This window comes from Micromonospora sp. NPDC051006, assembly GCF_044456245.1.
Classification (GTDB): Bacteria; Actinomycetota; Actinomycetes; order Mycobacteriales; family Micromonosporaceae; genus Micromonospora.
On record NZ_JBITFP010000020.1, the window covers coordinates 97,505 to 122,500 of the forward strand.

Sequence of the window (24,996 nt, forward strand, 5' to 3'; positions counted from 1 at the left end):
TCGTGGTACAGGCGTACATCCTCATCCAGACCGAGGTGGGCCGCGCACGTGACGTGGCCGGTCTCATCGCGGATCTCGCCGGCGTGGTACGCGTCGACGCCGTCACCGGGCCGTACGACGTGGTCGTCCTCACCGAGGCGAACACCGTCGACGAGCTCGGCAAACTCATTGTCAGCAACGTGCAGATGGTGCCCGGCATCACCCGCACGCTCACGTGTTCGGTGGTGCGGCTGTAAGTGGACAAGATCACTACTTCTCCGGCCGACTCCCCGGACCGGGCCGACGAGCGCCCCGAGGCGACCGCCGGCACCGGGCCGGGGCGGGACGGGGGCAACCGCCGCGCCGCCCTGATCTCGGCGCTGATCGCTCTGCCGGTCACCCTGCTGGTGGCCGGGTTCGTCTTCGCGCAGCTCTCCCCCGACGCACCGGCGCCCACGCCGAGCGCGTCGGCGACGACCGCCCGGGCCCAGTCCACCGCGCCGGTCGAGATGGCCGCCCCGGCGCTGGCCGCCCGGCCGGCGACAGTCTGTCGCGCCCTGCTCTCCCAGCTGCCGCCGACCCTCCGCGACCTGAACCAGCGCCCGGTCACCGCCGGCCCCGAGCAGAACGCCGCGTACGGCGATCCGGCGCTCACCGTGGCCTGCGGCGGCGCCGAGCCGACCATTCCGGCGACCGACGAGGTCTGGATGGTCAACAAGGTCTGCTGGCACGCGGCCGAGCAGACCGACGCGACGGTGCTCACCACGGTGGACCGGGAGACCGCGGTGACGGTCCGGGTGCCCCGCGCCTACGGGCAGCCGTTGCAGTGGGCGGCGCCCATCTCCGACACGATCGTGGCCTCGGTGCCCTCCGGCGGCGACACCCCGGCCGGCTGCCAGGGCTGACGCCCCGGCCGCTCAGTGCAGGCCGACGCCGCGGTTGAGTGCGGTGCGGATCAGCCGGTCGACCAGCTTCGGGTACTCCAGGCCGGCGGCCGCCCACATCCGGGGGAACATCGACGACGGGGTGAAGCCCGGCATCGTGTTGATCTCGTTGAGGTAGACGTCCAGCTCCGGGGTGACGAAGAAGTCGACCCGGGCCAGTCCGGCGCAGTCCAGCGCCGTGAAGGCGCGTACCGCGTACTCCTGGACCTGGCGGGTCACCCGCTCGGGCAGGCCGGCCGGGATGTCGTACTCGCAGGCCTGCTCCGAGTCGATGTACTTCGCCTCGAAGTTGTAGAACTCGTAGCCGGCGACGAGCCGCACCTCGGCCAGCACCGACGCCTCGGGCGCGCCACCGGCCTCGCCCTCCAGCACGCCGCACTCGATCTCGCGGCCGATCACCGCGCCCTCGATCAGCACCTTCGGGTCGATCTGCCGGGCGGTGGCCACGGCCGCGTCCAGCTGGGCCCAGTCGGTGACCTTCGTGATGCCGAACGACGAGCCGGCCCGGGACGGCTTGACGAAGACCGGCAGGCCCAACCGCTCCTTGTCGGCCTCGCTCAGCGTCATCCCGTTGCGCAGCACGGCGTACGGGCCGACCGGGATGCCCTCCGCGGCGCAGAGCTTCTTGGTGAATTCCTTGTCCATCGCGGCGGCGGAGGCGAAGACGTTCGCCCCGACGTACGGGATGCCGGCCATCTCCAGCATTCCCTGGATCGTGCCGTCCTCGCCGTACGCGCCGTGCAGCACCGGGAAGACCACGTCCACGTCGGCCAGTGCCCGGGGCCCCTCGGCCGGGTCGAGCACCATCAGCCCGTTGCCGGTGGGGTCGGCGCGCAGCACGAGGTCGACGCCGGACTGGGCGGTGATCTCCGGCAACTGGCGGGCGCTGATGGCGAGCTGCTCCGGATCGCCGCTGGTGAGCACCCACTGCCCGGCGCGGGTGATACCGACCGGCACCACCTCGTACTCGTCCGGGTCGAGCGCGCCGATCACGCTGCCGGCGCTGACAGCGGAGATGCCGTGCTCCGGGCTGCGGCCGCCGAAGACGATCGCCACGCGGGTCTTGCCTGGGGTGGTCACTCCGGTCACCTCTCCGGTCGCGGATGCGGGCTCGTCGCTCACCCGGTTGACCTTACTGTGCGTGGCGACCGGCCGAGGCTCATACCCGGTGAGACGCGGCACCACACCGCATTCGGTCAGCAAGCTATATACAGCGCGTAATCACCCACCGTATCCGGGGGTGCGCCGCCGTCGACCACGGCGGAGCGGGTGAGCGCGCCGGGCGGCAGCGGCACTACGCTGCTCGGCTGTGAGCTCCGACGCCCTCATCGACTCCCTGTCGGCCGCGCTCGACGCGCGCCCGGACGACCTGCCGCTCCGCCTGCACCTCGCCACGCTGCTGCTGGACGCCGGCCGCGGCGGCGAGGCGATCGCCCAGATCGGCCAGGCGCTCGCCCGGGATCCGGGCAGCGACCAGGCGCAGGCGTTGATGCAGCGGGCACTCGGCGCCCCCGTACCGCCGCCGACGCCCACGCCCGGCGCGGCCCCGGCGCCCGGGTCGGGCCCGGCGACGCGGCCGCCCGCGCAGCGCGCGGCCGGGCCTGCGGGCGACGACCCGCTCGCGGCCTACGAACAGGAGCTCGCCGACGTCGTCCCGCCGCGCTTCGCCCGCGCCGACGACGAGCCGGACCCGGTCACCGGCGACCACGACCGGGTGTACGACGTGGAGACCTCCACGATCCGGCTGGCCGACGTGGGCGGCATGTCGGCGGTGAAGGAGCGGCTGGAGCTGGCCTTCCTCGGCCCGCTGCGCAACCCGCAGCTGCGCAGGATGTACGGCAAGAGCCTGCGCGGCGGGCTGATGCTCTACGGGCCGCCCGGCTGTGGCAAGACCTTCCTGGCCCGGGCGGTCGCCGGGGAGATGGGCGCGAAGTTCGTCTCGCTCTCCATCGTGGACGTGCTGGACATGTGGATGGGCAACTCGGAGCGCAACCTGCACGAGCTGTTCGAGGCGGCCCGCCGCAACGCGCCGTGCGTGCTCTTCCTCGACGAGGTCGACGCGCTCGGGCACAAGCGCTCCCAGGTCGGCTCCAGCTCGATGCGGACGCTGGGCAACCAGCTGCTCGCCGAGCTCGACGGCATGGAGGGCAACAACGAGGGCGTGTTCGTGCTGGCCGCCACCAACACCCCGTGGGACGTCGACCCGGCGCTGCGCCGTCCGGGCCGGCTCGACCGGGTGGTGCTGGTGCTGCCGCCGGACCCGGAGGCCCGGCGAGCCATCCTCGAGTACCACCTGCGGGAGCGGCCGATCGCCAAGATCGACCTGCGCAAGGTGGTCGCGGCCAGCGAGGACTACTCCGGCGCCGACCTGGCCCACCTCTGCGAGACGGCCGCCGAGTTCGCGATGGCCGACTCGGTACGCAGCGGCGAGGTGCGGATGATCGAGCAGCGGGACTTCGACCGGGCGCTGAAGGAGGTCCGGCCGTCGACCCGGCCCTGGATGGCCACCGCCCGCAACGTCGCCATGTTCGCCAACGAGGGCGGCGTCTACGACGACCTCGTCGCCTACCTCAAGAAGCGCAAGCTGCTCTGAGGGGTCGGGGCGGGCCGGTCGGGCGCTGCCACCCGCCCCGACGGCCTCAGTCGCGGGCGTGCCGCCGGCCCACGGCGATCACCTTCACCCGCTGGCGGCCGGCCCGCACCATGCCGAGCGCCATGAACGCGCCGGCGATCCGGTCCGCCGCCTCCCGGCTGCTGGCGCCGACCACCTGACGACGCCGCTCCGGGCTGGTCCGCTCGTTGCGGACGGGCCCTTCGATCGGGCGTACGTCGGTGAGAACCACCAGGAAGCGGGTCATCGCCGGGCCCCGGGGTGGCCGACGCGGGCTTGCGGACCGGTACGCACGCTGACTCCCTTCGGACGGGCCGGGACGGCGCGGCACGCGGCGATCGGGTACGGGGGAGAAACCCGATCGCCGCGCGCCCCATCCCCTCCGGTCGCTCACCACCACCGTCGCCACGACAACCGGCGGTGAGGACGCGATAACAGATTGACAGCTGTAGACCCATGAATGCAACTCTCATCGGCGTTCTCTCATGTATCGGTTCCCAGAAATGTGTGCGACCATCGATGCATGGCCCCGAAGACCGCCCGCGCCCGCCGCCTCGGCATCGCCCTGCGCACCAACCGGGAGGCCGCCGGCCTGACCCTGGAGGCGGCGGCCGATGAGATCAACAGCACCCGCAGCACCCTGTCCCGGTACGAGAACGCCCAGACGCTGGTCAACCCGGCCACCGTGCGGGCGTTGCTCACCCTCTACGGGGTCGGCCCCGACGACGTCGCCGCGGCGGTCCAGCTGGCCAAGGACGCACGCAAGCCGGGCTGGTGGGTCTCCTACTCCTACCTGCTGGACCGCCGGACGATTGACTTCATCGCCTTCGAGTCCGAGGCCACCGGGATCGCCAACTTCGAGCCGTCGGTGGTGCCGGGGCTGCTGCAGACCGCCGACTACATCCGCGGGGTGATGCGCGGCGGGCCGCACACGCTCAGCGACGAGCAGGTGGAGCAGCGGGTCAAGCTCCGGCTGGACCGCCAGCAGCGGCTGACCGGCGACGAGCCGCCGATCTTCGACGCGATCATCGACGAGGGCGCGCTGCTCCGGCCGGTCGGCGAGCGGTCGGTGATGGACGGGCAGCTCCGGCACCTGGTGAAGATGGCCGAGCTGCCGAACATCACCGTCCAGGTGATTCCGCTGGCCGCCGGCTACCACCGGGGCACCCGGGGATCGCTGCACATCCTGGAGTTCGCCGACCCGGAGGACCCGATCATCGCCTCGGTGGAGACGGTGGCCGGTCAGATGATCCTCGACCGCCCCGGCGACCTGCGTACCTGCACCAAGATCATGGAACATCTGCGGACGGTCGCGCTGAGCCCGGCGGACAGCCGCGACCAGCTCCTCGAACTCCTGAAGGGACGGTAGGACCGATGACACCGACGATCAGCGCGGCGCTGGCCGCAGCCGGCTGGCGCAAGAGCAGCCGCAGCGGCGACGAGGGCGCCTGCGTGGAGGTGGCGGTGATCCCTCAACTGGTCGCCGTCCGCGACTCCAAGAACCCGACCGGCCCGGCGCTGCTCTTCGCGCCGACCGCCTGGGCAGCGTTCGCCCAGGCGCCGCCGCGCCGCTGACCAACCCTCGGCGTCCGGCCGCCGGTGGGCGGTGGCCGGCCGCCGAGGCCCGACCGGCCGCCGGTGGGCGGTGGCCGGCCGGGCCCGGGGGTGATCCCGAGGTGGCTGCCGGTCAGGCGACCACCGACCGGGGCGCAGGGCCGGCCCGCAGCGCCTCCAGCGCCGCGATCGCCACCCCGCGGGCACCGGCCATGTCCCGGTCCGGAACCAGGGCGAAGGTGGCCACGGCCGCCTGCTCCGCACGGAGCACGGTGTGTTCCCGGACCTCGGCGAGGAACCAGTCGCGGAACTCCGGCGCCGCCTCCACCACCCCACCGCCGACGAAGTACGCGTGCGGGTCGGTGAAGTTGGCGGCGATGGTGAACAACCGGCCGAGCGCCATGGCCTGCTGGGTGAAGATCGCGCGGGCCAGCGCGTCACCCCGCTCGCCGAAACCCCGGACCAGCTTGGCGGCCCGGGCCGGCGGCTCCGCGGCCAACGGGTGCCCCACGTACCGGGTCAGCCAGTACGGAAGCAGGTTGTGTTCGATGGCGGTCAGCGAGGCGATGCTCTCCGCGTCCCCTTCGAAGCCGCAGGCGCAGACCGGCACCGGCTGGTCCGGGGCGAGCAGTCCGTGCAACGGAAGGTGCACGTGGCCCAGCTCGCCCGCCATCCCGGCGGCCCCGTCGATCACCCGGCCGCCCTCCACCACGCCGCCACCGAGCCCGGTGCCGACGATCGCCGAAACCGACGACCGGGCCATCGCCTCGGCTCCGAAGTGGACGTGATGAGCGTAGAGCGCGGCCGCGTTGCCGTCGTTGTGGTAGATCACCGGCAGGCCGAGCCGCCGCTCGAGCGCGCCGCGCACGTCGAAGCCCCGCCAGGCCGGCTGGGAGAAGTTGGTCGACCCGCGCGAGGAGATCACCCCGGTGGCGCTCGCCGGGCCCGGCGTGTCCAGCCCGACCGCCCGGACCAGCTCGCGCGGCACCCCCACGTGCGCCAGGACGCCGTCCAGCGCGCGGGCCAGCGCCTCGATCGCCGCGTCCGGGCCGTCCTGCACCTCGCTCGGTATCTCCACCAGCCCGTCGACCAGGAACCGGCCGTCCAGGGTGAGGACCGTGGCGTTGTTGCTGGTGCCGCCGTTGTCCAGCCCGACCACCACCGGAACCCCTGCGCTGCCCACCGAACCGCCTCCCGTCCCTGATGACGCCCGGCCCGCCCACGCCGAGGTCGACGCGGACCGGCGAGCTGTGAGCAGAGGCTAGTGCGATCCCCCGGCCACCGCCACGCCCGACCGAGCAACCGGCGGTATGGGCCGGTCGGCGCCGGCGGCCAGGCCGGGCGGGCTGGACCCGGCGGCTAGGCCGGGCGGGCTGGACCCGGCGGCTAGGCCGGGCGGGCTGTACCCCGCGGCTAGGCCGGGCGGCGGGCGGTGACCGCCGTCGCGTCCAGGTCCTCGTCGTGGCGCACCTGCGGCGTCAGCCCCAGACCGGTGAGCTCCGTGCAGAGCGCGTCGGCCTGCACCGCGGCGACCTCCACCACCAGGTGCCCGCCGGGCGCCAGCCAGTCGGCCGCCCCCTCGGCCACCCGGCGCAGCACCGCCAGGCCGTCCGAGCCGCCGTCCAGGGCCACCGGCGCCTCGTGCAGCCGCGCCTCGGCCGGCATCAGCGCCACCGCCCCGCTCGGCACGTACGGGGCGTTGGCGACGACCAGGTCCAGCCGGCCCCGCCAGCGCGCCGGCAGTGGCGCGAACAGGTCGCCCTGGAAGACCGGCACGGCCAGATCGGCGAGGTTGCGCCGGGCGCAGGCCACCGCCGCCGGGTCGATGTCGGCGGCAGCCAGCCAGCGAGGGCCGAGCCGCTGCGCCAGCGCGAGCGTGGTCGCCCCGGAGCCACAGCAGAGGTCCACCACGGCCGGCGCCGGCCCGGTGACCGCCGCGGCGGCCGCGACCAGCAGGCCGGTCCGTCCGCGCGGCACGAAGACGCCGGGGTCGACGGCGACCCGCAGCCCGCAGAACTCGGCCCAGCCGAGCAGGTGTTCCAGCGGTGTGCCGGCGATCCGGCGGTCGACGAGGTCGGCCAGCGCGGCCGGGGATTCGGCGGCGTCGAGGAGCAGCTCGGCCTCGTCCTCGGCGTAGACGCAGCCGGCGGCGCGCAGCCGGTGCGCCAGGGCGGGACGGTCGGTGGGGAAGGGCACGGTCATGGGAAGCCTCCGGGGGCGCTCGACGGCGCTCCCGTGGCCGCTACCGTGGCGGCCTGGACGCGGGAGGGAGCGCCGGTCCTGTTGTCGGGCGGATCGGACTCACCTCCTCGGATTCGGGGGCCCGTCGCGGGCCATCCGGAACGATAACCCGGCGGCGGGGGATCAGGTAGCCGGGCCGGCGGCGGCGAGCGCGGCGGCGATGTCGGCCACCAGATCCGCGGTGTCCTCCACCCCGCAGGAGAGCCGGACGAAGCCGGGGCCGGTGTCGTCGCCCCACTGGGCCCGGCGGTCGGCCGTGGTGTGCAGACCGCCGAACGAGGTGGCCGCGGCGACCAGGCGGGCGGCCTCGACGAACCGGCCGACCCGGTCCGCCGTGCCGAGGTCGAAGCAGAGCACCCCCGGCATCCGCCGCATCTGGGCCGACGCCACCGGGTGGGCCGGGTCCTCCGGCAGGCCGGGCCAGCGCAGGCCGGTCACGTCCGTGCGGTCGGCCAGCAGGGCCGCGACCGCCGCCGCGTTGGCGCTCTGCCGGGCCAGTCGCAGGTCCAGGGTGGCCAGCGACCGGTGGGCCAGCCAGGCGTCGAACGCGCCGGGGACCGCGCCGGTGGTGGTACGCCAGCCGGTCACCGCATCGAGCAGCACCGTGGACCGGGTGGCCAGGTAGCCGAGCAACAGGTCGGAGTGCCCGGTGAGCGCCTTGGTGCCGGAGGCGACCACCAGGTCCGCGCCGAGGTCCAGTGGACGTTGGCCCAGCGGAGTGGCGGTGGTGTTGTCCACCGCGAGCAGCGCGCCGGCGGCGTGCGCCCGGTCGGCCAGCGCGGCCACGTCGACCACGTCGAGACCCGGATTGGCCGGGGTCTCCACCAGCACCAGCCGCACCCCTGCCAGGTCGGGGTACGGGCCGACCGTCGGCGCGAAGAGCACCCGGACGCCCAGTTCCGCCAGCACGTCCGTGGCGAACGCCCGGACCGGGAAGTATCCGTCGGTGGGGAGCACCACGGTGTCGCCCGGCCGGAGCACCGTCAGCAGCAGCGCGGTGATCGCGGCCTGCCCGCTGGCGAAGACCCGGCAGTCGGCGCCCTCCAGTTCGCCGATGGCCGCCTCCAGCAGCCTGCGGGTCGGATTGTCCGGGCGGCCGTAGCCGTTCGGGCTCGCCGCCGGCCCCTGCCACGGGTCGACGTGGTACGGCGCGGCGAAGACCGGACCGGGCAGGAACGGCTGCCCGGGCGCCGGCTCGGGCAGCCCGGCGCGCACGCAGCGGGTGCCGTCCCCCAGATCAGTCATCGGATCCTCACTCGTACGACTCGGGCTTGGCGGTCCGGCTCATCAGGGTGTCCACGGCGAGGCGCGGGTCCATCCCCTCGTGGCAGATCCGCTCGACCTGCTCGGTGATCGGCATTTCAACGCCGTGCGCCCGCGCCAGGTCGCGGATCGCCAGGCAGCTCTTCACGCCCTCGGCGGTCTGCCGGGTGGCGGTCTGCGCCTGCTCCAGCGTCTCGCCGCGGCCCAGGTGCTCGCCGAAGGTCCGGTTGCGGGCCAGCGGGGACGAGCAGGAGGCGACCAGGTCGCCCATGCCGGCCAGACCGGCGAAGGTGATCGGGTCCGCGCCGAGCGCCACGCCCAGCCGGGCGGTCTCGGCCAGCCCCCGGGTCATCAGCATCGCCCGGGTGTTGTCGCCGAAGCCCATCGCGGTGGCGATGCCGTACGCCAGCGCGATCACGTTCTTGACCGCCCCGCCCAGCTCGCAGCCGATCACGTCGTCGTTGGTGTACGGGCGCAGGTACGGCGTGCGGATCGACGACTGCACGAGGGTGGTCCGCCGGCTGTCCGTTCCGGCGACCACGGTCGCGGCCGGCTGTTCGGCGGCGATCTCCGGGGCGAGGTTCGGGCCGGAGACCACGACCACCCGATCCGCCGCGACCCCGGCGGTCTCCACGATCACCTCGCTCATCCGCCGGGTGGTACCGAGCTCGATGCCCTTCATCAGGGAGACCAGCGTGGCGTCCGGGTGCAGGTGAGCGGACCACTCGGCCAGGTTGCCGCGCAGGGTCTGCGACGGGACCGCCAGCACCACCAGCTCGGCGCCGGTGATCGCCTCGGCGGCGTCCCCGGTCGCCGTGACCCGATCCGGCAGCGCGAGCCCCGGCAGGTACTCCGGATTGCGCCGTTCGTCCCGCAGGGTGTCCGCGACCCGCTGCCGTCGGGCCCAGATGGTCACATCCCGACCGGCGTCGGCCAGGATCTTGGCGAACGCGGTGCCCCAGGAGCCGGCGCCCAGCACCGCGACGTGCCCGCTCCACTCGCTCATGCCAGCACTCCGCTGCGCTCCGTGCTGTCATGAGGCTCAGCCGCACTGAGTCGATGATTCGCTCGCTGTCGCTCGCTCATGCCGCATCTCCCTGCTGCTGGCGCTGGGCGCGGGCGGGGCGTTCCCAGAGCGGTGGCGGGGTGCCGCCGCGGATCTCGGCGAGCATGTCGCGCAGCTGCAGCATGATCGCGTCCGTCATCTCCTCCAGGGTGACCCGGTTCGGCGACGCGCCGGCCCACCGGCTCAGGTCGACCGGCGGACCGGCCACCACGGTGACCGGGATCCGGGGGCGCAGGCTCAGACGGGTGGTCCGCGGGTCGAAGATCCGCTCCGGGCCCCACATCGCCACCGGGACGACCGGGGCGCCGGTGGCCAGCGCGAGCCGCGCGGCGCCGGTCTTGCCCTTCATCGGCCACAGCTCCGGCTCCCGGGTGGTGGTGCCCTCCGGGTAGATCACCACGGCGCCACCCTCCTTGACCGCGTTGATCAGCGCGTCCAGCGACCGGGCCGCGTCCACCGTGCCCCGTTCCACCGGGATCTGCCGGCAGCGGTGCAGGATCCAGCCGACCACCGGCACCCGGAACACGCTCGCCTTGCCCAGGTACTGCGGCCAGCGCCCGGAGTCGAAGATGAAGTGCGCGGAGACCAGCGGGTCCGCGTGCGACAGGTGGTTCGCCACGATGATCATGCCGCCGTCCCGGCCGAGGTGTTCCATCCCCCGCCAGGTCCGCCGGGTCCAGACGGTCATCACCGGCTTGACCAGCAACACGGCGAACCGTCGCCAGAACCCCAGCCTTCGCCGTGCCACTGCGCCTCCTCGTGCCGCCCGGGCCCCGCCCACCGGCCCCGCCGGTGACACCCGCAGCGGAAATCATGCCTGCTGCCTCGGGGTACGGCCAGTGAGGGGTACCGCCGCCCGGCTGGCAGGATTGCCGGTGTGAGTCAGCCGAGGTGGACCGTGGTGGTCCCGGTGAAGCGCCTGGCGGCGGCGAAGAGCCGGCTGCGCGGGGCCTTGCCGGGCGTACTCCACGAGGATCTGGCGCTCGCGCTGGCGGCCGACACGGTCCGCGCGGTGCGGGCCTGCCCGGCGGTCGCCGAGATCCTGGTGGTCACCGACGACCCCCGGGTGGGCGAGGCGGCCCGCCAGGCGGGCGCGCGGGCGCTGCCGGACCAGCCGGACGCGGGCCTGAACGCCGCCTTCCGACACGGCGCCTCCGCCGCGCCCGGCGGCTGGGTGGCCGGCCTCACCGCCGACCTGCCCGCGCTGCGCCCGGCCGAACTGGCCGCGGCGCTGGCGGCGGCGCAGGCCGCCCCGGCCGTACGCCGGTTCGTGGCCGACGCACCGGGCGGCGGCACCGTGCTGCTCACCGCGCCGCCGGGGACGCCGCTGGACCCCCGGTTCGGGATCGACTCGGCCGCCGCGCACGCGGCGAGCGGGGCGCTGCCGCTCACCGGCGAGTGGCCGAGCCTGCGCCGGGACGTCGACACCGCGACCGACCTCACCGTCGCCGCCGGGATCGGGCTCGGGCCACGCAGCGCCGCACTCGTCGGCGCCCACTGCCCGGCCGGCGCACCGGGCTGAGGGGCCCGCCGGTGTACGGTGCTCGCATGCAGGGCACGGTGGCCACCTACGACGCGGCGACCCGCAGCGGTCTGCTGCTCCTCGACGACGGCACCGAGCTGCCCTTTCCGGCCCGCGCCTTCGACGCCTCCGGCCTGCGTCTGCTCCGCCTCGGGCAGCGGCTGCGGGTGGAGACCGACGCCGCGGGTGAGGTGGTACGCGTGACGTTGCCGACGATGAGCTGACGCGTCGCCGCCAAGTTCATTTTGCGTTCACCGGATTCGGGTGATTATGAGCAGGTGAGCACCCCTCGCGAGCAACCCGCCAAGCCCACCCCCGAGCGCACCGGGGCCCGCAACGGCACCCGGCTGCGTGGCGACGACGGCCGTTTCCGCCCCGGTGACCCGCCCGACGGTGTCGAGCACCCCCGGGCCGCCCGCACCGACGTCCCCGCCGCCGACGCGGCGGCCGCGTCGGACGGGCTGGAGGAGGTGCTCGACCCGGTCGCCACCCCCGGCTCGGCCCTCGCCCCCCGACCCGCGCCCGCCCCCGACCTGGCTGCCGACCGCGGCGACGACGAACCGCCGGCCGCCGAACCGCTGCCCGAGGACCGGTTCCTCAACCGGGAACTCTCCTGGCTCGACTTCAACGCCCGGGTGCTGGCGCTCGCCGAGGACCCCCGCACCCCACTGCTGGAGCGGGCGAAGTTCCTGGCCATCTTCGCCAGCAACCTGGACGAGTTCTACATGGTGCGGGTGGCCGGGTTGAAGCGCCGGCTGCAGGCCGGGCTGCCGGTCCGCGGCGGTGACCGGATGCCGCTGCGCACCCAACTGGAACTGATTTCCGAGAAGGCCGCCGCGCTGGTCGCCCGGCACGCCGCCTGCTTCGTCGACGACGTGCTGCCGAAGCTCGCCGACGAGGAGATCCGCATCCTGCGCTGGAGCGAGCTGGACGACGCCGAACGGGAGCGGCTGCGCGCCTACTTCCGGGAGCAGATCTTCCCGGTGCTGACGCCGCTCGCGGTCGACCCGGCGCACCCGTTCCCGTACATCTCCGGACGGTCGCTCAACCTGGCCGTGGCCGTCCGCGACCCGGACGGCGGGTCGGAGCTGTTCGCCCGGGTGAAGGTGCCGAACAACGTCCCCCGGTTCGTCCGGGTGCACCGGGACCAGCCCGGGCTGCGAATGCTGCCGGTCGAGGACCTGATCTCGGTGCACCTCGGGCAGCTCTTCTCCGGCATGCAGGTCGTCGAGTGCCACCTGTTCCGGGTCACCCGCAACGCCGAGGTGGAGGTCGACGAGGACCGGGACGAGGACCTGCTCCAGGCGCTGGAACGGGAGTTGGCCCGGCGCCGGTTCGGTCCGCCGGTCCGGTTGGAGGTGGCCGCCTCGATCACCGATCACATGCTGGAGCTGCTCGTCCGTGAGCTGGACATGGACGACCAGGACGTGCTGCGGGTGCCCGGCCTGCTCGACCTCTCGGCGCTCTGGCAGCTCTACGGCGAGGCGGACCGGCCGGACCTGAAGGACAGGCCGTTCGTGCCGTCCACCCACCCGCGGCTCACCGAGGGCGAGGTCCCGCGCAGCGTCTTCGCCACCCTGCGCGACGGGGACATCCTGGTGCACCACCCGTACCACTCCTTCGCCACCAGCGTGCAGCGCTTCATCGAGCAGGCCGCCGCCGACCCGAACGTGCTGGCCATCAAGCAGACCCTCTACCGCACCAGCGGCGACTCCCCGATCGTGGACGCCCTGGTCGACGCCGCGGCCGCCGGCAAGCAGGTGGTGGTGCTCGTGGAGGTGAAGGCGCGCTTCGACGAGGTGGCCAACATCGGCTGGGCCCGGACGCTGGAACGCGCCGGCTGCCACGTGGTGTACGGCCTGGTCGGACTGAAGACGCACTGCAAGACCGCGCTGGTGGTACGGCAGGAGGGCAACCAGATCCGTCGCTACTGCCACATCGGCACCGGCAACTACCACCCGAAGACCGCCCGGCTCTACGAGGACTTCGGCATGCTCACCGCCGACCCGGAGATCGGCGCCGACCTGACCGACCTGTTCAACGTGCTCACCGGCTACAGCCGGCAGACCGCGTACCGCCGGTTGCTGGTGGCCCCGCAGGGCATCCGCAGCGGCCTGATCGAACGGATCGAACGGGAGATCTCCCACGTCCGGCTCGGCATGCCCGGTCTGGTGCAGTTCAAGGTGAACGCGCTGGTCGACGAGGCGATCACCGACGCGCTCTACCGCGCCTCCCGCGCCGGCGTGCACGTCGACCTGCTGATCCGGGGCATGTGCACGCTGCGCCCGGGGGTGCCGGGGCTGTCGGAGAACATCCGGGTCCGCTCGATCCTCGGCCGGTTCCTGGAGCACTCCCGGGTCTTCCGGTTCGGCAACAACGGAGACGCCGAGTTCTGGATCGGGTCGGCGGACCTGATGCACCGCAACCTGGACCGGCGGGTGGAGGCGCTGGTGCAGGTCACCGATCCGGTCGCCCGGGCCGAGCTGGACCAGGTGCTGACGGCCGCGATGAGCCCCGAGGTGGAGGGGTTCGAGCTGGCCGGGGACGGCGCCTGGACCCGGCGGGCCGGCACCCCCGAGGAGCCGCTGGCCCACCTGCAGGAGTTGCTGCTGCGCCGGGTCGGTGGCACTGCCGGCTGACCGTGCGGGGCATAGGCTGACGAAGTGGTCGAGGAGGAACGGAAGTACGAGGTGGACGACGCCTTCGTGCTGCCCGACCTCTCGTCGGCCGCCCCGCCGGGTGGTGAGGTGCGCGCCCGGCCGCCGGTGACCCTGCTCGCCACCTACGTCGACACGGCCGATCTGCGGCTGGCCCGGGCCGGGGTCTCACTGCGCCACCGGGAGGGCGACGAGCTGCCCTGGACGGTGAAACTGCCCACCGACACCCCCGGCATCCGGCAGGAGATCTCCCGGGCCGGGCCGCTCGGCGACCCGCCGGCGGAACTGGCGGCGCTGGTCACCGTGCAGGCCCGGGGCGCGCCACTGGCCCCGGCCGCGCTGGTCCGCACCGAGCGGCACGCGTACGACGTGCTCGGGCCGGCCGGCGAGGTGCTCGCCGAGGTGGTCGACGACCGGGTGACCACGCTCGCCGGCGACGGATCCACCACCGGCGCCTTCCGGGAGCTCGAGGTGGAGCGCAAGACCGGCGACCGCGCCCTGCTCGACCGGATCGGGTCGGTGCTGCGCGAGGCCGGGGCACGCGGCGGGTCCTTCGTCCCGAAGCACGTGCGGGCGCTCGGCCCGGCGGCCGAGCGCGAGCCGGACCTGGTTGCGCCCACCGGCCTGCCGAGCAGGCCGACCGCCGGTGACGTGGTCACCGAGGCGGTCCGGCGCGGCGTACGGCGGGTGGTGGAGCACGACCCGCTGGTCCGGCTGGGAGTTCCGCTCGACGGCGACACCGCCGTACACCAGATGCGGGTGGGCTGCCGACGGCTCCGCAGCGACCTGCGCACCTTCGCCCCGCTGCTGCGGCCCGCCTGGGCCCGCCCGCTCCGCGACGAGCTGGCCTGGCTCGCGGGGGTGCTCGGCGCGGCACGCGACGCCGAGGTGCTGCGGGACCGGCTGCGGCGCACCGCCGCGGCCGACCCGACCAGCCCGCTCGACCCGGCCGCCGTGGACCGGCTGGACGCCGCGCTCGCCGAGCGACAGGACCGGGCGTTGGCGGAGGTGGCCGAGGCGCTGGACTCCCCCCGCTACCTGGCCCTGGTGGACGCCCTGGTGCTGGCCGCCCGGGCGCCCCGGCTCACCCCGAAGGCGAAGCGCCCGGCCGCCCGGGTGCTGCCCCGGCTGGTGGCCCGCCCGTGGCACCGGCTCGCGGGCGGGAAGCGCCGGCCGGGCGCGGTGGCGGCGCTCGACCCGGCCGGGCCGGACGAGCGGTGGCACGAGGTGCGCAAGCGGGGCAAGCAGGCCCGCTACGCGGTCGCCGCCGTCGCGCCGGTGCTCGGCGCGGACGCCGGCAGGCTGGCCCGCAAGCTGAAGCGGGTGCAGGACGTGCTCGGCGAGCACCAGGACGCCGCGGTCGCGGCGGAGACCTGGCTGGCCTTGGCCGCCGCGCAGCCGGCCGACCACGAGCTGGCGGTCACCGCGGGGCGGCTCGCCGAACGGGAACGCGCCACCGTGCGCCGGGTGCGGGCCGATTTCCCGGCCGCCTGGCATCGGGCCAGCCGGCGAAAGCGGACCAGATGGCTGCGGTGACCGAGATCCGCGCGGCCGGCGGGGTCGCCTGGCGGCCGACAGCCGGTGGGGTCGAGGTCTGCCTGGTGCACCGGCCCCGCTACGGCGACTGGTCGCTGCCCAAGGGAAAGCTGGAGCCGGCCGAGCACCCGTTGGTGGCCGCGGTCCGCGAGGTGGCCGAGGAGACCGACGTGCGGGCGGTGCCGCAGGTCCGGCTCCCCGGCGCCCGCTACCGCAGCGAGGGACGGCCCAAGGTGGTCGACTACTGGTCGATGCGCGCGGTGGCGACCGGCGGCTTCCAGCCCGGCACCGAGGTGGACGAGGTGCGCTGGCTCGCCGTGGACGACGCGATCCGGCTGGTCAGCTACCCGCACGACGCCGAGGTGCTCGCCGGGTTCGCCGCGCTGCCGCCGGTGATCGGGACGGTGGCGCTGGTCCGGCACGCCCACGCCGGCATGCGCGCGACCTGGTCCGGGCCGGACCCGGCGCGGCCGCTCGACGCCGAGGGCTGGGCGCAGGCGCAGGCGCTGGCCGAACTGGTGTCGCTGCTACGGCCGGCCCGGCTGGTGTCCGCGTCGCCGCGCCGGTGCGTGCAGACGCTCGGCCCGGCCGCCGCCCGCCTCGACCTGCCGGTCGAGGTCTGCGGCGACCTGGACGAACCGCAGCCGGGCCAGCAACGTGACGAGCGGGCGCTCGTCCTCGCCGCCCGGTTGCTGGAGCTGGCCGGCACCGGCGACCGGGTGGCGGTGTGCAGCCAGGGAAAGGTGATCCCCGGTGCGCTCGAACAGCTCACCGGCCGGATCGGCGAGGACTTCACCACCCCGAAGGGCGGCGGCTGGCTGCTCGCCTTCGCCACTGACGGGCTGCTCGCCGCCGAGCGCCTCTGACCGACCCGTCCGATGGTGGGCGGCTCGTGTTGGCACCGGTGTGGCCGACCCTGCGGTCAGGCCGCCGGCAGGGTGAGGGTGACCGCGACCGGGAGGTGGTCGCTGGCCGTACCGCGCGGCGCGAGGGCCCTCGTGGCGGTGAGGTCGGGGGTGACGAAGACATGGTCGATCTGCTGCCGTGGACGGTCGGCGGGGCTGGTCGGCAACGGTCGGGCCGCGGCCAGCGCGTCGACCAGCCCGGCCCGGGTGAACTCGGCGAACGCCGGATCGCCGGGCTCGGTGTTCAGGTCGCCCGCCACCACTAGCGTCCGGCCGGCCGCGTACCCGGTGGCGAACTCGGCGACCGCGCGTGCCTGGACCACCGGCCCCTGCCCCGGTGGAGGCTGCAGGTGGGTGCTCACCACCGCGGGTCGTACCCCGTCGCCGAGGTCGAGGGTGACCGCGAGGGCCTGCGCGCCGGTGGGGGCGCCGACGGCGGGCAGGGGCAGGGTTCGCGGCTCGGTGAGCGGCCATCGGCTGAGCACGGCGTCGCCCCACAGCGGATCGGCGGCGGGCGCGAAGACGTACGGCATGCCGAGCCGGTCGGCGAGCAGGTCGAGGGTGTCGTGCCCGCCGTTGAGCAGCCAGCCCCGGTCCACCTCGCTGAGCATCACCACGTCGGGCTGCTGCGGGCGTACCACGGCGGTCAGGCCGGGCAGGTCGAGCCGACCGTCCAGCCCGAAGCCCATCCGGATGTTGTAGGCCACCACCGTCAGCTGCGTCGGCGGCCCGTCCCGGTTGCCGGAGAGCGGCACCTCGTCGGCCACCACCGGGGCCAGCAGCGCCAACGCGGTGACCGCCGCGGTGGTCCGGGCCGCCGGCAGCGGTGTGTGCACCGGCTCAACGGCCGGCCGGGCGGCCAGCGCGACCGCGGCGACCAGCACGGCGACCAGTATCGGCACCCAGCCGTTGGGATAGCCGAGGTCGTAGGCCGAGTAGTACGCGACGGCGGCGAGGGCGAAGACGAGCATGCCGCCGACGGCCGCGTAGCCCCGGCCGGTGGCGGCTCGGGCCTCCGCCGGGTCCACCGTCGAGCGGGCGGCCGGTTCGACGCCGTCGGCGGTCGCGTCGCCCGGATCCCGGTCGGTGCCGCCCGGGGCGGCGGTGTTCCCGGTGGCGGCGGCGTTCCCGGCGGCGGGGGCGTTCCCGGCGGCGGGGGCGTTCGCGACGGCGGCTTGGGCCAGGCAGGCGCCGAGGCCGACGGCGGCGAGCAGCATCGCCGGTAGCAGCAGGTCGCCCCGGTGCAGGGCGAAGAGCACCCCGCCGGCCAGCAGAGCCACCGGGCCGATCAGCACGGCCACCGGTCGGGGCAGCCGCCCGGCTGGTCGGGGCGCTCCCGCCAGCGCGGCCAGCAGGAAAGCGGCGACGGCCAGCGGCAGCGGCGCGAGGCCCAGCAACGGGGAACGGGCTATCCCCGCCTCGCCCTGCAGGTAGGAGTTCCCGGTGCGGGCCAGCGCCGGAGAGAGCGCCACCATGCCGGCGAGCAGCAGCGCCGGGCCGGCCAGCAGCCAGGCACGGACACCACCGGCGCCCGACGGCGCGGCGCGCGCCGCCTGCCCGGCCAGGAAGAGCGCCACCAGCACCAGGCTGACCAGCCAGGCCTCCCAGCGCCCCCACCACACCAGGTCGTACGTGTCGAGGACGGCGTGCCCGGCCGCGCCCACGGCCAGCCCCAGGGCGAGACCCGGGACCGGGCGGTCGGTCGTCGAGGCGGTGCCGGCGAGCCAGATCAGCCCGGCGAGCAGGCCGGCGGTGGCGAGCAGGAGTTGGGGCCGCCCGCCGGGGGTGGCGGTGAGCGCGATCCGGGCGGCGGCCAGCAGTACGGCCGACGCGATGGTGACCCGGCGGGCACCGGCCCGCCGGATCAGCGCCGGCGCGGCCAGTGCGAGCACGAACCAGCCGAGGGCGAACGCCCCCATCAGCTCGGCCGGGGTCGACGCGGCCTGCCCGAAGATGGTGATGATGCCCGGTAGCCAGACCCGCAGCACGTCGGTGAGCAGGACGACGCCGAGGGCGAGCGCACCGATGGCGATTTGACGCTGACGCACCGGCGCCCTCTTCTCGTTCGGCGCCGGCGGGGGTGACCGGCACGGCGATTCTCCGCGCGGCGACGGCACCGGTCAATGTCCGCGGATACGCCGAAGGGCGCCCACCGTTGCGGTGGACGCCCTTCGAGCCGGCCGGTCAGCGGCGGGTGGCCGCCTTCTTGGCCGGAGCCTTCTTCGCCGGCGCCTTCTTGGCCGCCGTGCTCTTGCTCGCCGCCGCGGTGGTCTTCTTCGCCGCGGTGGTCTTCTTCGTCGTGGTGGTCTTCGCCGCCGCGGTCTTCCGCGCCGGGGCGGTCTTCTTGCTGGCGGCGGTCTTGGTCGCCGCGCTGGTCTTGGTCGCCTTCGCCGCGGCGGTCTTCTTGCCGGCCGCCTTGGCCCCGGTCGCCTTCGCCCCGGTCGCCTTCGCCCCGGTGGCCTTCGCCCCGGTCGCCTTGGCCCCGGTCGCCTTCGCGCCAGTGGTCTTGGCGGCCGCGGTCGTCTTGGTGGCGGCCGCAATCTTCTTGGCCGCCGCCGTGGCCTTCGGCACCTTGCCGGCGGCCACCATCTCCTTGAACCCGGCGCCCGCACGGAAGGTCGGCACGGATGTCTTCTTGACCTTCACCGCCTCGCCGGTGCGGGGGTTCCGCGCTGTTCGCGCTCCCCGGACACGCTTTTCGAACGCTCCGAATCCGGTGATCGCCACCTTCTCGCCCTTGGTGACCGCCGCCTGGACCTCAGTGAGGACCGCGTCGAGCGCGGCCGTCGCCGTTTTCCGGTCCCCCAGGCGAACGGCGAGCGCCTCGATGAGCTCGGCCTTGTTCACGACTTCCTCCCGATTGTGCAACTGACTCGACGCGAGCCATTCTGCGCGCACGGTATGCCCTGTGCTGCCTGGACACAAACATTCGGTAGAAAAAAGCCCTTGTGTCGTAACGGATTCGCCCCCACCGGCGGCACCGGTGGGGGCGAATCCGCTGTACGTGTCGGGCGAACGGCTATGCCACCGCGGGCAGGAACGGCGGTCGGGCCGTCTCGTAGGTGCTGATCTCGGCCTCGTGCCGGAGGGTGAGTCCAATGTCATCCAAGCCCTCCATCAACCGCCACCGGCTGAAGTCGTCCAGCGGGAACGACCAGGTGGCGTGCCCGGCACGGACCTCGCGGGTGGCCAGGTCGACGGTGATGCGAGCACTCGGGTCGGACTCGACGAGATCCCAGATCTCCTCGATCGCTTTCAATTCCAACTCGACCGGCAGCAGACCTTCCTTGAGGGCGTTGCCGCGGAAGATGTCGCCGAAGCGGGGCGAGAGCACCGCGCGGAAGCCCCAGTCGCGCAGCGCCCAGACGGCGTGCTCCCGGGACGACCCGGTGCCGAACTCCGGACCGGCCACAAGAATCGACGCTCCCGAATAGACGGCATCGTTGAGCACGAATTCCGGATCTTCCCGCCAGGCGCTGAAGAGCCCGTCGGCGAAACCGGTCCGGGTCACCCGCTTGAGGTACACGGCCGGGATGATCTGATCGGTGTCCACGTTGGACCGGCGCAGCGGAACCGCGGTGCCGGTGTGGGTGGTGAACTTCTGCATCAGCGGTGTCTCCTCTACAGGTCGGCGGGAGCGGCCAGCCGGCCGGCCACGGCGGTGGCGGCGGCGACCGGCGGCGAGACCAGGTGGGTACGCCCGCCCCGGCCCTGCCGGCCCTCGAAGTTGCGGTTGGAGGTGGAGGCGGAGCGCTCGCCCGGCTTGAGGGTGTCCGGGTTCATGCCCAGGCACATGGAGCAGCCGGCGAAGCGCCACTCGGCGCCCGCGTCGGTGAAGACCTTGTCCAGCCCCTCCGCCTCGGCGGCCTCCCGGACGGCGGCGGACCCGGGTACGACCAGCATCCGCACCCCGCCGGCCACCTTGTGCCCGCGCAGCACGTCGGCGGCGGCGCGCAGGTCCTCCAGCCGGCCGTTGGTACAGGAGCCGACGAAGACCACGTCGATCGGCAGCTCGCGCAGTGGCGTGCCGGGGCGCAGGTCCATGTACTCCAGGGCCCGCCGGGCCGCGGCCCGCTCCGAGTCGGTGCCGAACTCCTCGGGATCGGGCACCGGCGCGCTCAGCGGCGCGCCCTGGCCCGGGTTGGTGCCCCAGGTGACGAACGGAGTGACCTGAGCAGCGTCCAGCGTCACCTCGGCGTCGAAGGTGGCGCCCTGGTCGGTGGGCAGCGTCCGCCAGTAGGCCAACGCCGCGTCCCAGTCCGCCCCCTGCGGCGCGTTCGGCCGCCCCTTGAGGTACGCGAAGGTGGTCTCGTCCGGCGCGATCATGCCGGCCTTGGCGCCCCACTCGATGGACATGTTGGCGATGGTCATCCGGCCCTCCATGGAGAGCGAGCGGATCGTGTCGCCGCGGTACTCGACGATGTGTCCGCGACCGCCGCCGGTACCCACCTTCGCGATCAGCGCGAGCACCAGGTCCTTGGCGGTGACTCCGGGCGCGAGCTCACCGGTGACCGTCACCGCCATGGTCTTCGGCCGGCTCTGCGGCAGCGTCTGGGTGGCCAGCACGTGCTCGACCTCGCTGGTGCCGATGCCGAAGGCGAGCGCTCCGAACGCGCCGTGGGTGGCGGTGTGCGAGTCGCCGCAGACGATCGTCGTGCCGGGCTGGGTGAGCCCGAGCTGCGGGCCGATGACGTGCACGATGCCCTGGTTGTCGTCGCCCAGCGGGTGCAGCCGCACGCCGAATTCGGCACAGTTGCGGCGCAGCGTCTCGATCTGGGTGCGCGAGGTCGGGTCGGCGATGGTCAGCAGGTCGCCGCGTCGCTGACGGAACGCCGGGTCGGCGTAGCCGGTCGGGGTGTTGTGGTCCTCGGTCGCGATCGTCAGATCGGGACGGCGCACCCGACGGCCGGCGAGCCGCAGCCCGTCGAACGCCTGCGGGCTGGTCACCTCGTGCAACAGGTGCAGGTCGATGTAGAGCAGGTCCGGCTCGCCGGCGGCGGACCGTACGACGTGCGCGTCCCAGACCTTCTCGGCCAGGGTCCTCGGTTGAGTGACTCCCACCATCTGGACATCCTAAATTCTGGGAGGTAAGTTTCGGCTTGTGGGACACAGTATGAGCGGTGTCGGCGTTCTCGACAAGGCGGTGGTCATCCTGGCCGCCTGCGTCGACGGCGCCAGCCTGGCCGAACTTGTTGAGCGCACGAAGCTGCCCCGGGCCACCGCGCACCGGCTGGCACAGGCGCTGGAGATCCATCGGATGCTGGTACGGGACACCCAGGGCCGCTGGCGTCCCGGGCCACGGCTCGGTGAGCTGGCCAACGCGGCACCGGACGTGCTGTTGACCGCCGCGGAGCCGCTGCTGGCCGCGCTGCGCGACGCCACCGGCGAGAGCACCCAGCTCTACCTGCGCCGCGCGGACGAGCGGATCTGCGTGGCCGCCGCCGAGCGGGCCAGCGGGCTGCGGGACACCGTCCCGGTCGGTTCGGTGCTGCCGATGACGGCCGGCTCGGCCGCGCAGATCCTGCTCGCCTGGGAGCCGCCGGAGGCGGTGATGCCGCTGCTGCCCCGGTCGAAGTTCACCGGGCGCACCCTGGCCGAGGTCCGCCGTCGCGGCTGGGCGCAGAGCGTGGCCGAGCGGGAGGCCGGTGTGGCGAGCGTCTCGGCGCCGATCCGGGACCGGACCGGCCGGGTGATCGCCGCGGTCAGCATCTCCGGCCCGATCGAGCGCCTCGGCCGCCGCCCGGGCGAACGCCACGCCATGGCCGTGGTCCGCGCCGGCCAACGCCTCTCCGGCCTCTAACCCCCACCCCGCCCCCACCCCCGGCCCCCACCCGTTGATCATGAGCTTTACGGCGGATTCGGAGATCACCTCCGCCGTCAACCTCATGATCAACGCCGTGCGGCCAGCCTGGGGCGGGCGAGGTGTGGCGGGAGGTGGAGGGGGTATGTCTGGCAAAAGGAGAAGAGCCCGCCGCGCTTGCGCGCGACGGGCTCTTGCTGCTGTAGCCCCGACCGGATTCGAACCGGCGCTACCGCCTTGAGAGGGCGGCGTCCTGGGCCGCTAGACGACGGGGCCAGAACCATCTTTCCCTTCGCCGCCCTGCCGGGCGGCGCCGCTGAAGTCTATCAGAGATCTTTTTCGGCCCCCCGGACGGGGAGCGGAGCCGGACTCCAACACACTGCAGCGACCGACATTCTCGCGAACATCGGTTGCTGGGGTACCAGGACTCGAACCTAGACTAACTGAACCAGAATCAGTCGGGCTGCCAATTACCCCATACCCCATTGGCCCCTTGCGGTGCCGGGAATGAACTTTACCCTCCCGCCACCGACAGGCCAAATCCAACCCCCGAAACCCCACCTGACCAGCGGTTTCGGGACGTCGGCGCCGGATCAGGCGACCGGGACCACCGGGTTGGTGAGCTCGCCGATCCCCTCGATCCGCACGCTGACCGTATCCCCGTCGGTGAGCGGGCTAACCCCTGCCGGAGTGCCGGTGAGCACCACGTCGCCGGGGAGCAGCGTCATCACGTGCGAGATGTACGACACCAGCGCGGGCACGTCGAAGACCATGTCGCGGGTCCGGCCCAGCTGTCGGACCTCCATCGCGTCCGGGTCGGGACCGACCTCGCAGCGGATCTCCAGGTCGGTGACGTCCAGCCCGGTGGTGATCCACGGGCCGATCGGGCAGAACGAGTCGAAGCCCTTCGCCCGGGTCCACTGGCCGTCGGAGCGCTGCAGGTCGCGGGCGGTCACGTCGTTGGCGCAGGTGTAGCCGAAGATGGCCCGCTCGGCGGCGGCCCGGTCGGCCCGGCGCGCACCCGGCGCCCCGATCACCACCGCCAGCTCCGCCTCGTGCTCGACCTGCTTGGAGAAGATCGGCAGCCGGATCGCGTCGCGCGGCCCGATCACCGAGGTGGACGGCTTGAGGAACAGCAGCGGCTCCTTCGGCACCTCGCTGCCGTGCTCCGCAGCGTGCTCGGCGTAGTTACGGCCGACACAGACCACCTTGCTGGGCAGGATCGGTGAGAGCAGCCGGACGTCGGAGAGGGCCCAGCGGCCACCGCTGAACTTGATCGGGCCGAACGGGTGCCCCTCGATCTCGGCGATGGTCAGGCCCTGCGGCCCGGCCTCCGGCTCGCCCTCGACGACCCCGAACGACATTCCCTTGGCATGAGCAAAACGAGCGATACGCACCCGGCCAATCTATCCCCGCCGGCGAGGGCCCCGGGCCCAGGTGGGTGAGGGCGTGGCGGCGCAGAGTACGCGAACCGACGGCGACCGGGGCCGGTTTCGCCACTTCGTACCCGCACGACGTGACCCCGCCCATAGCGTCGGCTCCGGAGGTTCGTTCGTATGCCTGCATCGACACGACACCACAAGGCCCTGGCGGTGGTCGTCCACTGCCTCGGCATCCTCGCCGCCGTGCCGGCACTGCCCGCGGTGGCCCGCGAACCGGCGGCCGCGCACCAGCGACCACCGGCGGTGGCGCCCGAGCCGTCACCGTCGGAGTCGTCGGCGCCGCCCACGGGCCGGGCGGGCATGCCCGCCGCGCCGCCGGCTGTGCCCACGCCCACCCAGGCGATGCCGCCGCCACCCAAGCCACCGGTCACCGTGGCGGTGGCGCCGGCGCCCACACCGGCGCCGGCCTACCGGATCCACGTCCGCAACAGCGGGAGCGCCCCGGTGGAGACCACGATCCGGCAGGAACTGCCACCGGGGTCGGCACCATCGGTGATCACCGCCGGCGGTCGGGCCAGCCACGTCGGCGCCCAGTCGGCGAGCGAGGTGACCTGGCGGTTGAAGCTGCCGGCGCGCAGCGTCACCACGCTGAACACCTCGCTCGCCACCGCCCCGGCGGGCCAGCCGGTGACCGCGCCCGCCTGCGCGTTCACCAGCGACGGCAGCCGTCCGTACGACTGCGCCACCGCCACCTGGAGCGCGGCGGCCACCGGGGTGGCCAAGACCACCTCGACCCCGCTGTGGCAGCGGACGCCGGTGCTGCTCGGGGTGCTGGGGGCGGTGCTGCTGCTGGCCGGCGCGGGCTGGTGGCTGTGGCGGCGACGTCGCCGCCCGGTGGCCGCCGCCCTGGCCGACGGTGCGGCCCCGAGCAGCGATCCACGGCAGGGCCGGGGCACCATCTACCCGCGCCCGGCGACACCCCGGCCCGCGAGCCGGCGGCGTAGCCCACCGGTCTGGCTCCTGGTCAGCTCGGCCGTGGTGGTGCTCGCCGCGATCGCCGGCACCGCCGGCTGGACGGCCACCCGCCGGGTCGCCGCGATCGACACCGACAAGCAACCGACCAGCGGGGCCTGGATGGGCAGCGGGGCCGCGGGCGCGGTGGGCGTGCCGCTGCGTGAGACGGCGTTCGAGTTCACCGTGTACCGGATGGCCTGCTCGGCGGCCGCCGCCACCACCGGCCGGCAGTGCCAGGCGACCGTCGGGGTGCGCAACCTCACTCCGGAGCACCAGGCCTGGCACGGGCAGTTGCAACGGGCGTACCTGCCCGGCGGCAGGTGGGTGAGCACCGACGAGCCGGCCACCCGCAAGGCCAACCTGGGCCGGGACGTCTTCGCACAGCCGGTGGCCGCCGGCAGCCGGGTGGTGCTGCCGCTGGTCTTCACCGTCGACGGACGGGACCCGCCCAAGCAGCTGGAGCTGCGCAGCGGCGTCTTCTCCGCCGGGGTGCGGGTGGACGTGCCCTGACCAGCTCGTGGG

24 protein-coding genes and 2 tRNA genes are annotated in these 24,996 nt (G+C 74.0%); 12 read left to right on the forward strand and 14 right to left on the reverse strand.

All coding sequences use genetic code 11. The features are described 5' to 3' along the window. Positions 1-2 precede the first annotated feature (2 nt). On the forward strand, positions 3-236 hold the full coding sequence (locus ACIBBA_RS25330) for an Lrp/AsnC ligand binding domain-containing protein (protein ID WP_088646044.1): 234 nt from the start codon (positions 3-5) through the stop codon (positions 234-236). Beyond that, the gene (locus ACIBBA_RS25335; RefSeq protein WP_396700439.1) at positions 237-884 is read left to right on the forward strand and encodes a DUF3515 family protein; all 648 of its coding nucleotides are present in this window, start codon (positions 237-239) and stop codon (positions 882-884) included. A gap of 12 nt (positions 885-896) precedes the next feature. Here the strand turns inward: ACIBBA_RS25335 and ACIBBA_RS25340 are convergent, their stop codons facing one another. Continuing rightward, entirely contained in the window at positions 897-2,003 is a 1,107-nt protein-coding gene (locus ACIBBA_RS25340) for a D-alanine--D-alanine ligase family protein (protein ID WP_357053679.1), read from the reverse strand. Positions 2,004-2,232: 229 nt separating this feature from the next. Between ACIBBA_RS25340 and ACIBBA_RS25345 the strand changes: the two genes are divergently transcribed. After that, a complete protein-coding gene (locus ACIBBA_RS25345; protein WP_396700440.1) occupies positions 2,233-3,516 on the forward strand; it encodes an ATP-binding protein in 1,284 nt (427 codons plus the stop codon). A 46-nt stretch (positions 3,517-3,562) separates the two neighbouring features. Here the strand turns inward: ACIBBA_RS25345 and ACIBBA_RS25350 are convergent, their stop codons facing one another. Continuing rightward, on the reverse strand, positions 3,563-3,781 hold the full coding sequence (locus ACIBBA_RS25350) for a hypothetical protein (protein WP_350869600.1): 219 nt from the start codon (positions 3,779-3,781) through the stop codon (positions 3,563-3,565). A 276-nt stretch (positions 3,782-4,057) separates the two neighbouring features. On the opposite strand from ACIBBA_RS25350, the gene ACIBBA_RS25355 reads away from it, so the two are divergent. Both ACIBBA_RS25355 and ACIBBA_RS25360 read left to right on the forward strand, forming a co-directional pair. Continuing rightward, a complete protein-coding gene (locus ACIBBA_RS25355; RefSeq protein ID WP_357052711.1) occupies positions 4,058-4,903 on the forward strand; it encodes a helix-turn-helix transcriptional regulator in 846 nt (281 codons plus the stop codon). 5 nt (positions 4,904-4,908) lie between these two features. Beyond that, positions 4,909-5,109 carry a DUF397 domain-containing protein gene (locus ACIBBA_RS25360; RefSeq protein WP_396700441.1) on the forward strand — a complete coding sequence of 67 codons (201 nt, stop codon included), beginning with the start codon at positions 4,909-4,911 and terminating at the stop codon, positions 5,107-5,109. A 112-nt stretch (positions 5,110-5,221) separates the two neighbouring features. On the opposite strand, the gene ACIBBA_RS25365 is transcribed toward ACIBBA_RS25360, so the two are convergent. The 5 genes from ACIBBA_RS25365 to ACIBBA_RS25385 all read right to left on the reverse strand — a co-directional run bounded on the left by ACIBBA_RS25365 (position 5,222) and on the right by ACIBBA_RS25385 (position 10,406). Continuing rightward, positions 5,222-6,271 (reverse strand): ROK family protein, encoded by a 1,050-nt coding sequence (locus ACIBBA_RS25365; RefSeq protein ID WP_396700442.1) that lies wholly within the window; start codon positions 6,269-6,271, stop codon positions 5,222-5,224. Between the two features lie 230 nt (positions 6,272-6,501). Beyond that, entirely contained in the window at positions 6,502-7,290 is a 789-nt protein-coding gene (locus ACIBBA_RS25370; protein ID WP_396700443.1) for a putative protein N(5)-glutamine methyltransferase, read from the reverse strand. Between the two features lie 162 nt (positions 7,291-7,452). Continuing rightward, positions 7,453-8,574, reverse strand: coding sequence for a cystathionine gamma-lyase (locus ACIBBA_RS25375; RefSeq protein WP_396700444.1), 1,122 nt, complete (start codon positions 8,572-8,574; stop codon positions 7,453-7,455). 7 nt (positions 8,575-8,581) lie between these two features. Then, entirely contained in the window at positions 8,582-9,598 is a 1,017-nt protein-coding gene (locus ACIBBA_RS25380; protein ID WP_396700445.1) for an NAD(P)H-dependent glycerol-3-phosphate dehydrogenase, read from the reverse strand. A 76-nt stretch (positions 9,599-9,674) separates the two neighbouring features. Continuing rightward, positions 9,675-10,406, reverse strand: coding sequence for a lysophospholipid acyltransferase family protein (locus ACIBBA_RS25385; protein ID WP_396700446.1), 732 nt, complete (start codon positions 10,404-10,406; stop codon positions 9,675-9,677). 129 nt (positions 10,407-10,535) lie between these two features. Here ACIBBA_RS25385 and cofC point away from each other — a divergent pair, with 129 nt between their 5' ends. From cofC to ACIBBA_RS25410, 5 genes are all read left to right on the forward strand, one after another. Continuing rightward, complete coding sequence (cofC, locus tag ACIBBA_RS25390; RefSeq protein ID WP_396700447.1) at positions 10,536-11,180, forward strand: 2-phospho-L-lactate guanylyltransferase; 645 nt, start codon at positions 10,536-10,538, stop codon at positions 11,178-11,180. A 26-nt stretch (positions 11,181-11,206) separates the two neighbouring features. Continuing rightward, positions 11,207-11,404: a cold-shock protein gene (locus ACIBBA_RS25395; RefSeq protein ID WP_357052691.1), complete on the forward strand. Its 198-nt coding sequence runs from the start codon at positions 11,207-11,209 to the stop codon at positions 11,402-11,404. A gap of 237 nt (positions 11,405-11,641) precedes the next feature. Next, entirely contained in the window at positions 11,642-13,819 is a 2,178-nt protein-coding gene (locus tag ACIBBA_RS25400) for an RNA degradosome polyphosphate kinase (protein WP_396700469.1), read from the forward strand. 24 nt (positions 13,820-13,843) lie between these two features. Continuing rightward, positions 13,844-15,373, forward strand: coding sequence for a CHAD domain-containing protein (locus tag ACIBBA_RS25405; protein WP_396700448.1), 1,530 nt, complete (start codon positions 13,844-13,846; stop codon positions 15,371-15,373). Next, positions 15,361-16,239, forward strand: a complete 879-nt coding sequence (locus ACIBBA_RS25410) for an NUDIX domain-containing protein (protein ID WP_396700449.1) — start codon at positions 15,361-15,363, stop codon at positions 16,237-16,239. The genes ACIBBA_RS25405 and ACIBBA_RS25410 overlap by 13 nt, the downstream gene beginning before the upstream one ends. A gap of 56 nt (positions 16,240-16,295) precedes the next feature. Here ACIBBA_RS25410 and ACIBBA_RS25415 read toward each other — a convergent pair whose 3' ends face one another. The 4 genes from ACIBBA_RS25415 to leuC all read right to left on the reverse strand — a co-directional run bounded on the left by ACIBBA_RS25415 (position 16,296) and on the right by leuC (position 21,342). Beyond that, the gene (locus tag ACIBBA_RS25415) at positions 16,296-18,326 is read right to left on the reverse strand and encodes an endonuclease/exonuclease/phosphatase family protein (RefSeq protein WP_396700450.1); all 2,031 of its coding nucleotides are present in this window, start codon (positions 18,324-18,326) and stop codon (positions 16,296-16,298) included. Between the two features lie 136 nt (positions 18,327-18,462). Beyond that, on the reverse strand, positions 18,463-19,125 hold the full coding sequence (locus ACIBBA_RS25420; RefSeq protein ID WP_396700451.1) for an HU family DNA-binding protein: 663 nt from the start codon (positions 19,123-19,125) through the stop codon (positions 18,463-18,465). A gap of 172 nt (positions 19,126-19,297) precedes the next feature. Next, positions 19,298-19,885 carry a 3-isopropylmalate dehydratase small subunit gene (leuD, locus tag ACIBBA_RS25425; RefSeq protein ID WP_396700452.1) on the reverse strand — a complete coding sequence of 196 codons (588 nt, stop codon included), beginning with the start codon at positions 19,883-19,885 and terminating at the stop codon, positions 19,298-19,300. A 14-nt stretch (positions 19,886-19,899) separates the two neighbouring features. After that, positions 19,900-21,342, reverse strand: a complete 1,443-nt coding sequence (leuC, locus tag ACIBBA_RS25430) for a 3-isopropylmalate dehydratase large subunit (RefSeq protein ID WP_396700453.1) — start codon at positions 21,340-21,342, stop codon at positions 19,900-19,902. A 49-nt stretch (positions 21,343-21,391) separates the two neighbouring features. Here leuC and ACIBBA_RS25435 point away from each other — a divergent pair, with 49 nt between their 5' ends. Then, on the forward strand, positions 21,392-22,078 hold the full coding sequence (locus tag ACIBBA_RS25435; RefSeq protein ID WP_350869568.1) for an IclR family transcriptional regulator: 687 nt from the start codon (positions 21,392-21,394) through the stop codon (positions 22,076-22,078). 203 nt (positions 22,079-22,281) lie between these two features. Here ACIBBA_RS25435 and ACIBBA_RS25440 read toward each other — a convergent pair. The 3 genes from ACIBBA_RS25440 to ACIBBA_RS25450 form a co-directional block, all read right to left on the reverse strand. Beyond that, positions 22,282-22,354, reverse strand: a tRNA-Glu gene (locus tag ACIBBA_RS25440). Between the two features lie 137 nt (positions 22,355-22,491). Then, positions 22,492-22,563 (reverse strand) — tRNA-Gln (locus tag ACIBBA_RS25445). A gap of 108 nt (positions 22,564-22,671) precedes the next feature. Beyond that, positions 22,672-23,475 (reverse strand): fumarylacetoacetate hydrolase family protein, encoded by an 804-nt coding sequence (locus tag ACIBBA_RS25450; RefSeq protein WP_357052670.1) that lies wholly within the window; start codon positions 23,473-23,475, stop codon positions 22,672-22,674. A gap of 159 nt (positions 23,476-23,634) precedes the next feature. On the opposite strand from ACIBBA_RS25450, the gene ACIBBA_RS25455 reads away from it, so the two are divergent. Continuing rightward, positions 23,635-24,984 carry an LPXTG cell wall anchor domain-containing protein gene (locus ACIBBA_RS25455; RefSeq protein WP_396700454.1) on the forward strand — a complete coding sequence of 450 codons (1,350 nt, stop codon included), beginning with the start codon at positions 23,635-23,637 and terminating at the stop codon, positions 24,982-24,984. The last annotated feature ends 12 nt before the right edge of the window (positions 24,985-24,996 follow it).